Source organism: Sphaerotilus montanus (genome assembly GCF_013410775.1).
Lineage (GTDB): Bacteria > Pseudomonadota > Gammaproteobacteria > Burkholderiales > Burkholderiaceae_C > Sphaerotilus > Sphaerotilus montanus.
In genome coordinates this window covers 1,900,875-1,913,824 of record NZ_JACCFH010000001.1, presented here as the reverse complement: position 1 = coordinate 1,913,824, position 12,950 = coordinate 1,900,875, and the positions used below count along the sequence as shown (strand labels likewise).

At 69.7% G+C, this 12,950-nt stretch carries 8 protein-coding genes and 2 pseudogenes; 2 read left to right on the top strand and 8 right to left on the bottom strand.

Going from position 1 to position 12,950, the window contains the following annotated elements:
* Positions 1-168: 168 nt before the first annotated feature.
* Positions 169-1,305 (bottom strand): annotated as a pseudogene (locus BDD16_RS08605) (DegT/DnrJ/EryC1/StrS family aminotransferase); the annotation flags it as partial.
* 22 nt (positions 1,306-1,327) lie between these two features.
* Between BDD16_RS08605 and BDD16_RS08600 the strand changes: the two are divergent.
* Positions 1,328-2,404: a right-handed parallel beta-helix repeat-containing protein gene (locus BDD16_RS08600; RefSeq protein ID WP_179633564.1), complete on the top strand. Its 1,077-nt coding sequence runs from the start codon at positions 1,328-1,330 to the stop codon at positions 2,402-2,404.
* On the opposite strand, the gene BDD16_RS23390 is transcribed toward BDD16_RS08600, so the two are convergent.
* Genes BDD16_RS23390 through epsF form a run of 7 tightly spaced genes read right to left on the bottom strand, consistent with a single transcriptional unit; the run spans position 2,391 to position 11,881 of the window.
* Complete coding sequence (locus BDD16_RS23390) at positions 2,391-4,754, bottom strand: polysaccharide biosynthesis tyrosine autokinase (protein WP_179633563.1); 2,364 nt, start codon at positions 4,752-4,754, stop codon at positions 2,391-2,393. The genes BDD16_RS08600 and BDD16_RS23390 overlap by 14 nt on opposite strands.
* 17 nt (positions 4,755-4,771) lie before the next feature.
* Positions 4,772-5,863: a glycosyltransferase family 4 protein gene (locus tag BDD16_RS08590; RefSeq protein WP_179633562.1), complete on the bottom strand. Its 1,092-nt coding sequence runs from the start codon at positions 5,861-5,863 to the stop codon at positions 4,772-4,774.
* Positions 5,856-6,938 (bottom strand): glycosyltransferase family 2 protein, encoded by a 1,083-nt coding sequence (locus BDD16_RS08585; protein ID WP_179633561.1) that lies wholly within the window; start codon positions 6,936-6,938, stop codon positions 5,856-5,858. Before BDD16_RS08585 ends, BDD16_RS08590 begins: the two co-directional genes overlap by 8 nt.
* A gap of 3 nt (positions 6,939-6,941) precedes the next feature.
* Positions 6,942-8,246, bottom strand: a complete 1,305-nt coding sequence (locus BDD16_RS08580; protein ID WP_179633560.1) for an O-antigen polymerase — start codon at positions 8,244-8,246, stop codon at positions 6,942-6,944.
* On the bottom strand, positions 8,243-9,487 hold the full coding sequence (locus BDD16_RS08575) for an oligosaccharide flippase family protein (protein WP_179633559.1): 1,245 nt from the start codon (positions 9,485-9,487) through the stop codon (positions 8,243-8,245). Before BDD16_RS08575 ends, BDD16_RS08580 begins: the two co-directional genes overlap by 4 nt.
* A 31-nt stretch (positions 9,488-9,518) precedes the next feature.
* Complete coding sequence (locus BDD16_RS08570; protein ID WP_179633558.1) at positions 9,519-10,421, bottom strand: polysaccharide biosynthesis tyrosine autokinase; 903 nt, start codon at positions 10,419-10,421, stop codon at positions 9,519-9,521.
* 2 nt (positions 10,422-10,423) lie between these two features.
* A complete protein-coding gene (epsF, locus tag BDD16_RS08565; RefSeq protein ID WP_179633557.1) occupies positions 10,424-11,881 on the bottom strand; it encodes a chain length determinant protein EpsF in 1,458 nt (485 codons plus the stop codon).
* 477 nt (positions 11,882-12,358) lie between these two features.
* Between epsF and BDD16_RS08560 the strand changes: the two are divergent.
* Positions 12,359-12,943 (top strand): annotated as a pseudogene (locus BDD16_RS08560) (sugar transferase); the annotation flags it as partial.
* Positions 12,944-12,950: the final 7 nt, after the last annotated feature.

Genomic DNA, 12,950 nt, shown 5'->3' with positions numbered 1-12,950 from the left:
ACAGATCGGGCCGGCGGGCAGGATCGATCAGACCCGCCGCTCGCCCCCCGAACGCCGCTCGACCCACGACCCGGCCGTGCTCCCCGCCGCGACCGGCTCCCCCACGGCTGCCGGCGCCGCCACCCCATCCTGCGCCACCGTCTGCGCCGGCCATCCTTCGTACACCAGCGCCCCGCGGAGCACGTCCACCACCCGCAGCACGTCCGCATCCGACAGCGCCGGGTAGATCGGCAGGCACAGCACCTGTGCGGCGATCTCGTGCGCGACCGGCAGGTGGTCCTTGGCGGCCGACGGCAGGCCGCGGTACATCGGCATGTCGCTGAGCAGCGGGTAGAAATAGCGGCGGGCGTGGATGCCGTGCTGGCGCAGGCGGTCGTAGACGGCGTCGCGGCTGAGCGGGTGGTCCGGGCCGATGAAGATGGGGAAATACGAGTGGTTCGGCACCGTGTGCAAGGCCTCGTCCGGCACGCGGATGCCCGGCAAGCCGGCGAGCTGCTGCGTGTAGAGCCGGGCGATCTCGCCGCGGCGGGCGATGCAGTCGTCCACGTGCCTCAGTTGCATCAGCCCGAAGGCGGCCTGCACCTCGTTCATCTTGCCGTTGATGCCCGCGGCCATTACCGTGACCTCGTCGGCGATGCCGAAGTTCTTCAGGTAGTCGATGCGCTGCTTGGTCTTGGCGTCCGGGCAGATGATGGCGCCGCCTTCGATGGTCGAATACACCTTGGTGGCGTGGAAGCTCAGCACCGACAGATCGCCCCAGTTCAGCAGGCTCTTGCCCTTGTACTGCACGCCGAACGCATGCGCGGCGTCGTAGATCACCTTCAGCCCGTAGGTGTCGGCGATCTTCTGGATGCGCTCGACATCACACGGCCGGCCGTAGCAGTGCACCGGCATGATGGCCGTGGTCTGCGGGGTGATGGCGGCCTCGATGCTGTCGGGGTCCAGATTGCAGGTGTGCGGGTCGATATCGGCGAAGACGGGCTTCAGGCCGTTCCACAGCACCGAGTGCGCGGTGGCGGCGAAGGAATACGGCGTGGTGATGACTTCGCCGGTCACGCGCAGGGCCTGCAGCGCGGTGAGCAGGCCGAGCGTGCCGTTGGTGAACAGCGCCAGGTGCTGCACGCCGAGGTAGGCGGCCAGTTCGGCTTCGAGCTGCTGGTGGAAGGGGCCGCCGTTGGTGATGTGCTTGCGGCCCCAGATCTGTTCCAGATAGGGCATGAACTCCGCCAGTGGCGGCAGAAAGGGTTGGGTGACGTAGATGGGTGGGTCGGTGCGGTCCGTGCGGTCGGGGTGCTCAGCGCTCATGGGGGTCTCCAGGGGATGCTTGGTGGCCTTGGGGATGGGCGTGGGCAGCGCGCAGGCCTGCGCTGTGCTCGCTCCACTGCCCGCGGTGCCGGCGGGGGCGCTGCGGGTGACGGACTTCGGGGCGGTGGCCGACGACGACCTCGCCGACGACGCGGCCATCGACCGCGCGCTCAAGGCGCTCAAGCCGGGCGGCTGGCTGGTGTTTCCGCCGGGGCGCTACCAGCAGGCGCGCAGCGTGCTGGTCAGCGTGCCGGGCGTGACGCTGTGGGGACCGGGCGCGACGCTGCAGGCCACCGACCCGCGCGACCACACGCTCGGTCTGCGCGCCGACGGCGTGCGCCTCTACGGCCTGACGCTCACCGCGGCACCCGACCAGCGCCGCAGCGAGCCAGCCCAGGCGCGCATCAGCCTCTACCGCGAAGGCCCGACCCCGCAGCGGGGCAATGTCGTGCGCGGCGTGACCGTCGATGGCGCGGGCTCGGTGGGCATGCTGGTCTACGGTGCGACCGACTTCACCATCGCCGGCAACACCGTGCGCCACACGCTGGCCGATGGCATCCACACCACCGGCGGCAGCCGCCACGGCCGCGTGCTCGGCAACCAGGTGCACGACGTGGGCGACGACCTGATCTCCATCGTGTCCTACGACAACGAGCCCGTGGTGCGCGACATCCTCGTCGCCGACAACACCGTCTCCGGCGCCCGCTGGGGACGCGGCCTGACCATCGTCGGCGGCGCGCACATCACGCTGCGCGGCAACACGGTGACCGGCATCGCGCGGGCAGCCGGCGTGCTGGTTGCGCAGGAAGGCAACTGGCGCACCCACGGCGTGCACGATGTCCGCATCGAGCACAACCGGCTGCGCGAGATCCAGACGCCCGCCGCCCGCGTCGGCGTCACGGCCGCGCCGACCGGCCACGCGGCCATCGAGCTGCACACCCATGCGGTGCCGGACGGTGCAGCCGGTCTGGGCGACATCCTGCTGCAGGGCAACACGGTCGAGCACAGCCGCCACGGCGACCTGCGCCAGCGGGCCGGCCGCCTCGTGCAGACAACGCCTGGCGCGCAGCTCGATTGCCGCCGCTTCAGTGGTCATTGAGGACGACCCCGGCGATGGTCGCCTGCGTGCGGCGCAGACGGTCCACCAGCAGGTTCATCGTCTGCGCCTCGGTCTTGCCGTGGCGACCGACCAGCACCGTCTGGCGGCAGGTGGCGGCGATCACGCGGGCATCGGCCGTGTGGCGCGCGGGCGGCGTGTCGACGATGACACGGTCGAACTCGCGCTGCAGCTCGCGCAGCAGGATGCCGAACATCGGCTGCTGCAGCAGCTCCAGCGGGTTCGGCGGCGGTGCGCCCACCTGCATGATGAACAGCCCCGGCAGATCGGCCGAGCGGTCGAAGGGCTTGGCGGGGCGGCGGCCGTTGAGCAGGTCGCTCAGGCTGGCGCGCTCCTTCAGGCCAAAGAGCTTGTGGATGCCGGGATCGCGCAGATTGCCGTCCACCAGCACCGTGCGCTCGCCGAGCTGGCTGAAGGTCACGGCCAGATTCGCCGCGACGTAGGTGCGTCCATCCCCCGCGTCCGGGCTGACCACTGCCAGGGGCTGGCGGCCCTGCGCAGCGTCGTTGGCCATGATCCTGCTGCGCAGGTCGCGGAAGGCCTCGGCCTGCGGGCTGTAGGGCTCCACCGCCACCACCAGATCCGCACCCCGCAGCCCGTTGCCGTCGAGCGAGTACGGGTAGTTGAACTGCTGTGACAAGGCCCACAGCACATCGGCCTGCGTCACCAGATCGAGGGCCACCGCCGCCTCGCCGAACCGCAGCTTCATGCGCCGCTGCACGACCAGGATGTGCGCGATGTCGCCATCCGACAGCGGCCGCATCGTGCGGATGATCTCGCCCAGCGGGCGCAGCACCGCCGGCGCACCGGGCGACGACCGTGGCCGCGCATCGGCCGCCGGCAGCTCGAACGGCCGCTCGAAGACCGGATCAGGACGGGGGGCATCGGAGACGGAGGGGGACATGGCAGGGGGCGCCGGCGCGGGCATCGGCGTGGGGGCGGGAGACGACATGGACGGGGACGGGGACGGAGGCATGGGTGCCGGCTCCACCCGCGCAGACGCCTCGACCACGGCGGCCACCGGCTCGGCCATCGCCACGGGCGACCTCGCCACGGCGCCGGGTCTGGGTCTGGATCCGGGCACCGGAATCGACATCGGCGTCAGGACAGGGTACGGCAGCATCGGCGGCGGCTCCGGCGACAGGGCCGGCGTGTGCACGTCGGAGAGCACGGGCAGGTGCTCGGGATCCTGCTCGGCATGGAAGCGCGCCCAGGCCCGCTCGACCGCGGCCTGGAACCGCTGGCGGAACAGCGCCGGCGCGAACTGCTCGGCGTGCGCGCGGCAGGTTTCCGGGCGGATCGGCACCGGCAGCGCCTCGAAGGCCTCCACCGCGGCGATCACCGCCTCGGGCGTCTGCTCCGTGAAGAACACGCCCGTGCGCTGCGCCGGGTGGCCTCGGCCGCGCACCGTCTCCAGCGAGCCGCCCCGCCCGAAGGCGATCACCGGCGTGCCGCAGGCCTGCGCCTCGACCGGGGTGATGCCGAAGTCCTCCTCGGCGGCAAAGACAAAGGCCTTGGCGCGCTGCATGTGGTCGACCAGCGCGGCGTCGCCCAGGAAACCGAGCACCGACACGTTCGGCCCGGCCACGGCGCGCACCTTGTCCATCTCCGGCCCGTCGCCGATGACGACGAGCTTCTTGTCGGGCATGCGCGAGAAGGCCTCGACGATCATCGGCATGCGCTTGTACGGGACCATGCGCGAGGCGGTGAGGTAGAAGTCTTCCTTGTCGGTGCGCAGTGCGAAGCGCTCGACATCGACCGGCGGGTGGATCACCTCCGCGTCGCGCCGGTAGACCTTGCGCACCCGGCGCCCGATGAAGGCCGAATTGGCGAGGAACTGGTCGACACCGGCCGCGGTGCGGGCGTCCCACAGCCGCATGTAGTGCAGCAGCAGCTTGGCCACCGTGCCCTTGACGCCGCTGGCCATGCCCGATTCCTTCAGGTACTGGTGCTGCATGTCCCAGGCGTAGCGGATCGGCGAATGGATGTAGCAGACGTGGAGCTGGTCCGGTCCCGTGAGCACACCCTTGGCGACGGCGTGGCTGGACGACAGCACCAGGTCGTAGCCGGACAGGTCGTGCTGCTCCATCGCCAGCGGCATCAGCGGCAGGTAGTGGCGGAAGCGCTTTTCGGCGCCGGGCAGGCGCTGCACGAACGTGGTCTTGGCAACCTTGCCCTGCAGGAAACCGCGCTCGTGCGGCTTCAGGAAATCAACCACTGAAAACAGGTCAGCCTGCGGGTAGATCTTCAGGATCTCCTCGACGACTTTTTCGCTGCCGGCGTGGTTGACCAGCCATTCATGCACCAGGGCAACACGGAGGGGGGCTTGCATGGGGTGGCTCCTCAGGCTCAGGCGAAATGCAGATCCATCAGCTCGGCGAACTCGCGCGCAGCGCGGTCCCAGGTGAGCTGTGCCGCGCGCTGGTAGCCGCGCGTGCGCAGCTCGTCGGTCAGGGCGGGCGAGCCCAGCACGCGGCGCAGCTGCGCAGCCAGCGTGGCGGGATCGTCGGGGTTGCAGTAGAGGGCCGCGTCGGCGCAGACCTCGGGCAGCGAGGCGCGGTCCGACACGATCACCGGGCAGCCGCAGCACATGGCCTCCAGCGGTGGCAGGCCGAAGCCCTCGTAGAACGACGGGAACACGAAACACACCGCCCCCTCGTAGAGCGCACGCAGCTGCTGGTCGCTGACGTAGCCGGTGCGCTGCAGGCGCTCGTGCTGCACGGCGCTGTCGGTGAAGATGCGCGTGTTGCCGCCGCCGGCCGCGACCAGCACGGTGTCCGGGTCGTCGATCAGGCTCATCGCGTTCAGCACGGCAGCGAAGTTCTTGTTCAGCGACAGGCTGCCCACCGCCAGCACGTAGCGCCGTCCGCGCAGGTCGAGCCGCTCGAACACGGTCGGGTCCGCCGGCAGGCGCAGGATGTGCTCGCCGCCCTCGGGGATGACCTCGATGCCATGGTGGTGGGCGCCGAAGTGGCGCGTCAGCTCGTCGGCACTGAAGCGCGAGACGGTGGCGATGACCCGGCTGCGGCGCATCAGCGAGCCGATCATCACGCGGTACCACTGCCGGAAGGCGAAGCTGTAGTTCTGCGGATTGGCCACCGCGGCGGCATCGTGGATCACTGCGATCTGGCGGCGGTGGCGCAGCGGCGCGGTGTTGCACAGGTTCACCAGCGGCACCTCGCCCGCCGCCGCAGCGAGTGCGGGCAGCTCGAACTGCTCCCAGCGGTGGCCGCCGTGGCGACCGGCGTGGCGCACGGCCAGACCCTTGGGCGCAGGGGTCACCAGCGTCGCTTCGGCCGGCACCACGGCCTGTGCCTGCGGCAGCAGACCGGCCTGCAGGCCAGCCTGCAGCAGCTCGATGGCGAAACGGTCCACGCCAGTGGCCTGGCGGGTGAGGAAGCGGGCGTTGATCAGCATGGTCGGGTTCACCGGATCAGCCATGCGACTTCATCGCGGCCAGCCGCGCCGCCGCCGCGTGGGCCGAGTGGTCCGGCAAGCCGGCGGAGCGGCGGTGCATCCGGGCCAGCCGGTGCGCCAGCGGCAGCGGCAGTGCGGCCACCCCCAGCATCCACACCACCAGTTGCACCTTGCGCCGCACCGTGATCAGCGGCCAGCGGCACACCGAATCGAGCGCATGCCGGACCACCGCCCCCGGCGACGGCTGCATGAGCGCCCTCGCCTGCGGTCCGCCGAAGCGGGCACACATGGCCACCGTGCGCGCTTCCCAGGGCGCCAGCCCGAGCGGCTCGGCCCGCGGCAGGCCCAGCCGGTCCAGCCCCTCGGCGACGGCCCGCTTGCCCGCGGTGATGCGCAGGTATTCGGAGAGCAAGCTGCCGGAGTAGTTGTTGAAGACCAGTGCATCGTCGTCGAGCGCACGGTGGATGCGGTACGCCCCCAGGGCGCGCCGCAACGAACGGACCTGCCCGCAGGCCGGTGCCAGCAGGATCGGCACCGAGTCGGCACCCGTGCGCCACGCGGACTCGTCCAGCGGCATCACCTGGCGCAGGTAGTCGCGGTCGTAGGCATTGCCCGAGCCCGGAGGCGAGCCGTAGGCCCCGCACGTGCGCATGAGCCGGGCGGCCTCGGTGTCGTGCAGCTCGCGCGGCACCTGGCGGTGCAGCGGATCGCCGGCACCGTCCACCATGTCCAGCAGGAACTGCACCTTGGAGGTCCCCGGCGTCCACGCGGCGATGATCTCGGCGGCCGCATCCGGGTAGAGCCAGTCGTCGGCATCGAGGAAGAGCACCAGCTGGCCGCGCGCCGCGGCAAAGCCGGCGTTGTAGGCCGAGGCCTGCCCGCCATTGGGCTTGTCGATGACGCGCACCCGGTCGGCATAGGGGGCGATCACGGCCATCGAGCGGTCGGTCGAACCATCGTCGACCACGATCACCTCGGTCAGGTCGGCCACCGTCTGCTCCAGCGCGGAGTCGATGGCACGGGCGACGAACTGCTCGTAGTTGTAGTTGTCGATGACGATGCTCAGCCGGGGAGCGGGGCGGGGGGACGGGTCATGCATGGATCAGCTCGCCGGGTGCGCGGAAGAGTCGCCGGCGGTTCGCCGCGGCGCAGGAATCGGTTTCACCGTGGAGGCCAGCAGCAGCGCCAGCCCGATGCCCAGCGTCCAGGTGAAGGCCCGCGGCACGCCGAGATAGGGGTAGCGGTAGATCTCCATGAAGGTGATGAAGAAGATCGGATAGAACAGCACGCCCACCAGCCGCGCCTCGCGGTAGGCCCGGAAGCACAGCCCGCTGACCAGCCCGATGGCCAGCATGTAGGCCAGGCCGCCGTAGATCCCCATGTCGGACAGCGGGCCGTAGATGCCGGAAGGGCTGTTGAACTCCTCGTCCTGGTAGGTCGCGAGGTAGTAGTCCAGCCGCGGCACCGTGTAGCCGACCGCCTGCGAGAACGGCTTGCCCAGGCCGAAGGGCGCGCGGTGCAGCCACTCCAGCGTGAACTCGAAGGTCCCGGTCGGCCAGGGCATGTTGGCCAGCAGGCCGGCGCCATTGTTCAGCGAGGTGTAGTAGTAGCTCGCGAAGCGGCCGAGGGCGAATTCCCAGAAATCCATCTTGCCCTGGTAGGTGTCGGACGACCACGACCGGAAGTACTCGCTGGCACCGAAGAACAGGATCACCATCGGGATGGCCGCATACGGTCCGACCGTGCGGGCCAGCGTCCAGCCGCCGCCACTGCGTGTCGAGGTCCAGCGCCCGACGGTCAGCCCGAAGGGCACCAGCAGCTCGATCAGCGCCAGCCGCTCGGTCCAGACGTAGACGCGGAACAGCGTGAACAGCCCCAGCACCACGAACATCACATGCATGGCGCGGGGCAGCGCACGTTCGCCCTTGTCGAAGAGCCGGAAGGCGTAGACCGAGAAGAACACCGGACCCATGTTGGCCAGCGAGGTCAGACCCGGCGTCAGCTCGATGGTGTTGCGGTCGGGCTTGAACGCGCCGGTCAGGGTCTGGAACAGCAGCACCGGGTTGAACACGAAGTCGCGGAACCAGATGACGAACGCAAAGGTCGCGATGCCGCCCAGGCCCAGCGCGGCCCGGTCCCAGGCGCGCACATCGCGCGATGCGGGCGTCGCGCCGAACTGCAGTTGCGCCCCCAGCCAGCCCGTCAGCGCGATGGCGAGGATCATCATCGCGCCGAGCTGCAGGTAATGCGCATCGAGCGCCTGCACGCCGCGAAGCGTCAGCGCCGGATGGGGCAGATCGCCCGCGTACGAGATCAGCACCATCAGCGGCAGCAGGAAGCCGACGGCGATGCCGGCCGGCGAGCACCACCAGGGCATGGGCATGGCCATGGGCGTGGACGTCTTCATGCCACCATCTCCCCGCGCAAACGGATCAGCACACCCGCCGAGAGCAGCATCACCGTCGCCTCGGCGCCGATGATCGCCCAGCCATAGGCGCTGCCCTGGTCGATCAGGAACAGGCAGGCGCAGAACGCCAGCGTCGCCGCGAGCTGGATCAGCGCGTAGCGGCGCTCCTGACCGAGCGCGATCAGCGACTGCATGCCGAACAGGCTGGACATGCCCTGGATCGGGATGCTGAAGGCCAGCAGCAGGATCAGCATCACGGCGATCGGCACCTCGGTCTTGAACACGTAGCGCGCGATGAGCGGCGCCGTGGCCATGCAGACCATGCTGATCACCGTGCCGATCGCCAGCGTCACCACCATCAGCCGACTGCCCAGGGCCATCGCCGCCAGCGGCGTGCGCGAGGCCAGCCCGGAGATGCGCACGAAGCCCAGCTGCTGCACCGGCAGCATCACCGCCTGCCCCGCCATGCGCACCCGCAGCGCAAGGTTGGCCGCGCCGACGGTGGCCGGATCGGCGTGCATGCCCAGCAGCGCGATGCCGCCGTTGGTGAGCATCGCGCCATTGACGTTGCCGAACACGATGGCCGAGGAGCTGCGCAGCAGCTGCCCGATGTAGCGCCGCTCGACACGCGAGCGCTGCACCAGCCCGCGCTGCGCCAGGAAGAACCAGGTCACGCCGCTGGTCAGCAGCGACACCAGCGCGTAGACACCGAGCGCGCTCTCCATCGTCGCCACCCGCGGCACCACCGTCAGCAGCACCACGATGCCGACCAGCCGCACGCCGCTGGTGATGAGCAGCAGCAGGCGCGTCTGCTCCAGCGCCCGCACGTACCAGCCCGCATCGAAGGCGAAGCCGACCAGGTAGGCGCTGGACGCCAGCATCAGCGGCCACTCGGCATGCGCCCGCAACTGCCACAGCGCGCCACCCGCCACGCCCACCACCCCCGCGCACAGCAGCAGCTTGGCCGCGGTGATGTTCCACAGGATGCGGTGCACGCCGGCCGGATCGCCCTGGTGGCGCGCCACCTCGCGGATGCCGTACCAGTCGAAGCCGAATTCGATGACCATGCCGAGGAAGGCCGCCAGCGCGGCGTAGAAGGACACGATGCCGTAGTCGTGGATGCCGAGCGTGCGCCCGCAGATCACCGCGAAGACCAGCGGGAAGGCGAACGTGGCGACGTGGGTCATCGCCAGCTCGATCAGCTTGCGCACGGTGGAGGCGCGGTCGGAGGCAACGGCCATGGGCACGGGGTGGTGGCGGTTCGGTGCGGGATCAGTGCGTGTTCAGCACCACGCCGACCAGATCGACCCGCTGGGCACGCAGGCCCTCGACCAGCGCGCGCAGGTGTGCCGCGGCACTGTGGTCGCGTCGGCCGACGACCAGCGCCTGCGTGCAGGCGGTGGCGATCACGCGGGCGTCGGCGGCCCCCTGTGCGGCCGGCGTGTCGACGATGACGCGGTCGAACTTGCGGGTCAGCTCGCGCAGCAGCGTGCGGAAGGTCTCGCGCTGCACCAGCTCCTGCGGATTCGGCGGCGGTGCGCCGACCTGCAGCACGTGCAGGTTCGGCAGCGCATCGATGCGGTCCAGCTCGCCCGCCACCTGCCGGTCGGCCAGGATCGCGGTCAGGCCGGGCCGCGACGGCAGGTCGAACAGCGTGTGCAGCCGTGGCGCGCGCAGGTTGGCGTCCACCAGCACCGTGCGCTGGCCCATCTGGCTGAACACCACCGCGAGGTTGGCGGCGATGTGGGTGCGCCCGTCCCCCGGCGTGGGGCTGACCACGGCGAGCGCCACCGGCTCCGTACCCCCGGGGCGCAGCATGATCTGGGCGCGCAGGTCGCGGAAGATCTCCGCCTTGTCGCCGTGCGGGTCGACGGCCGCGGCCAGCTCCGCCAGGTGCGGCGCCGCCTGCACGGTGGTGCAGGCGTAGCTGAACTGCCGCGCCAGCGCCTGCGCCACATCGTCCGGCTGCACCAGGCGCAGCGCCACCGCCGCGTCCCCGAAGCGCAGCCCGCGCTCGGCCTGCAGCGTCACGATGCGCGCCACCTCCGCGTCCCCGAGCTGGCACTGGCGGCGCAGGATGTCGCCCAGGCTCAGCGTGTGCTGCGGCTCGACCGTGAAAAGGGCTTCCTCGATCGGCGAGACCCGGCTGAGTTCGAAGTCGCGTTTCATGTCCATGTTCACGCCGGCAGGCGGCCCTTGGGGGTGCCAGATGGAGGCCGTGGCCCGCCGAGCCCGGGCAGTGACAGCCCCTGGCCCGCGCCGCCGGCACGGTGGCGCGACGGGATCTCGACCAGCAGCGGCAGGTCGAGCAGTTCGGGCACGTCGTCGGCGCAGCGCAGCCGGCGGTTGCGCTGCTCCTGCACCAGCACCACCACCAGCGCCAGCACCGAGCCCAGCAGCGCAGCGACGCCCAGGTTCACGTCCATCTGCGGCGACGAGGCCAGCGCCGGCGGGGTCGCGGTCTTCAGCACCGAGACGTTGCTCATGCGCGCCTGGCTTTCGGTGGCGCTCTGCGTGCTGCGGCCGGTCACGGCGTCGAAGGCGGACTGCGCGTTCTGCACATCCTTCTGCAGCACGCGGGCCTCGTCGCGGCGCGTGGTGAGTTCGAGCACCTTGGTGCGCTGGGCCTCCAGCGAAGCACGGACCTGCGCCAGGCGCTGCTGGTTCACCGTGTCGCTGACCCCCAGGCTGGCGGCCACGCGGCGCGACTCCGACGCCAGCTGGCTGCGCAGCTGCGCGACGGCGGCGCGCTGCTCGACGATCGACGGATGGCGGTCGCCGAGGCGGGCGCTCATCTCGTTCAGGCGCGTCTCCTGGCGCAGCACTTCGGCCGAGAGCCCGCTGATGACCGGGTTGTTGATCACCTCGGGCGACTTTTCCGGGTTGGCACGCGCCTGCGACTGGCGGCTGCCGGACTCGCCGGTCTGTGCCTGCAGCGACACGAGCTGTGACGACAGCTCGTTGAGACGCGCCGTCTCGACGTCCAGCCGCTCCTCCGCGCCGCCGATGGTCAGCAGGCCGTGCTGGCGCTGGAAGTCCGACAGCTTCGCCTGGGCAGCGTCCAGCGAGGCGCGCAGCTGGGTGGCGCGTTCGTCGAAGAAGGTGGTGCTGGTGCGCGCCGGCTCGACACGCAGGGCCAGGCTGGTGTCGACATAGGCCTGCACGTAGGCGTTCGCGATCTGTGCGGCGGACTGGCGGTCGTCGGCGGTGTAGCCGATGGAAATGATGCCGGACTCCTTGGTCGGCCGCACATCGAGCTTCTTCTTCATCCGCGCGGCCTGCCACTCCTCGAAGTCGCCGACGCCACCGGTCTTGCTGCGCCAGAGCTGGTGGGTGGCGTCGTTCGGATCGCGCGTCATGCCGGTCGCGGCCATGACCGCGCGGGCCACCCGCTCGCTCTGGATCAGGTCGACCTGGGTCGCCATGTAGGCCGCCGCCTGGCCCGACTGCTGCTGCTGCGCCGACACCGCCAGCGGATCGGCCGACTTGATGTCCACGAGCACCATCGAGGTGGCGGAGTACTGCTTGGGCAGCAGGGCACTGACCAGCGCAGTCACGGCCAGCACGGTGGCCAGCACCAGGACAGCGGTGAGCCATCGCGCCTTCAGCGTCAACAGGAATCGGGCAAGTGACATGGATTGATGAGCTTACAGGTTGTAACTTTACAAGTTCCGGACTTCCGGTCTCTTGTGTGAATTGGGGACTGGTTTACCCAGGTAAGCCACCCTCCAGACACGTGAGAACGTCAACACCTGCCCTATCGAAGCGCGGGGTCGCCGCACCCGAACAGGAAAATACGAACCGGTACTGACAAATTTTTCGGTGGTAGATGGTTTATCGTTCGAAATGAACCACGAATGAAGTCAAAAGACCGAAGAAACCTGCGAATAGATGTCACTTCATCTCTACGCGAGACAACGCGTGAATAATGCATCAAAGCGTGGCAGCCCTGACATCGCTTGCAACATACGGGAAGAATTTGTATGGAAAAGAAACAGGAACACCTGGCAGACCACCCCTCTCTGAACGCGTTCGTGGCGGGTGCCCGGCAGTTCCGCCAGCAACGCCAGCCGAAGCATTCGCGCTGGCTGGAGCGACTGCACCTGCGTCTGGACCAGGGCATGGCGGCCGTGCTGCTGCTGCTGTTCAGCCCCGTGTTCCTGGTCGTTGCACTGCTGATCTGGCGCAAGGACGGCGCGCCCATCCTGTTCGGCCACTACCGGATCGGCCAGCACGGCAAGCTGTTCCGCTGCCTGAAGTTCCGCAGCATGTACCTCGATTCCGACGCCATGCTGCGCGATCTGCTGGAAAAAGATGCCAACGCGCGCGCCGAATGGGAGCGCGACCACAAGCTGCTGAACGATCCGCGCATCACGCCGATCGGCGACTTCCTGCGCCGCACCAGCCTGGACGAGCTGCCGCAGCTCTTCAACGTGCTGCGTGGCGAGATGAGCCTGGTGGGGCCGCGGCCGATCACGCTGGCGGAGCTGCCGCGCTATGGCCAGGTGCGCTGGCACTACCTGAGCGTGCGTCCGGGCATGACCGGTCTGTGGCAGGTCAGCGGCCGCAACGACACGACGTACGAAGAAAGGGTTGAACTTGACCGCGTGTTTGTCGAAAAGCACAGCTTGCGCATGCGCCTGAGCATCCTGGTCCACACCTTGCGGGTGGTGTTGCTGGGCAGCGGCGCACGCTGAACCCTGC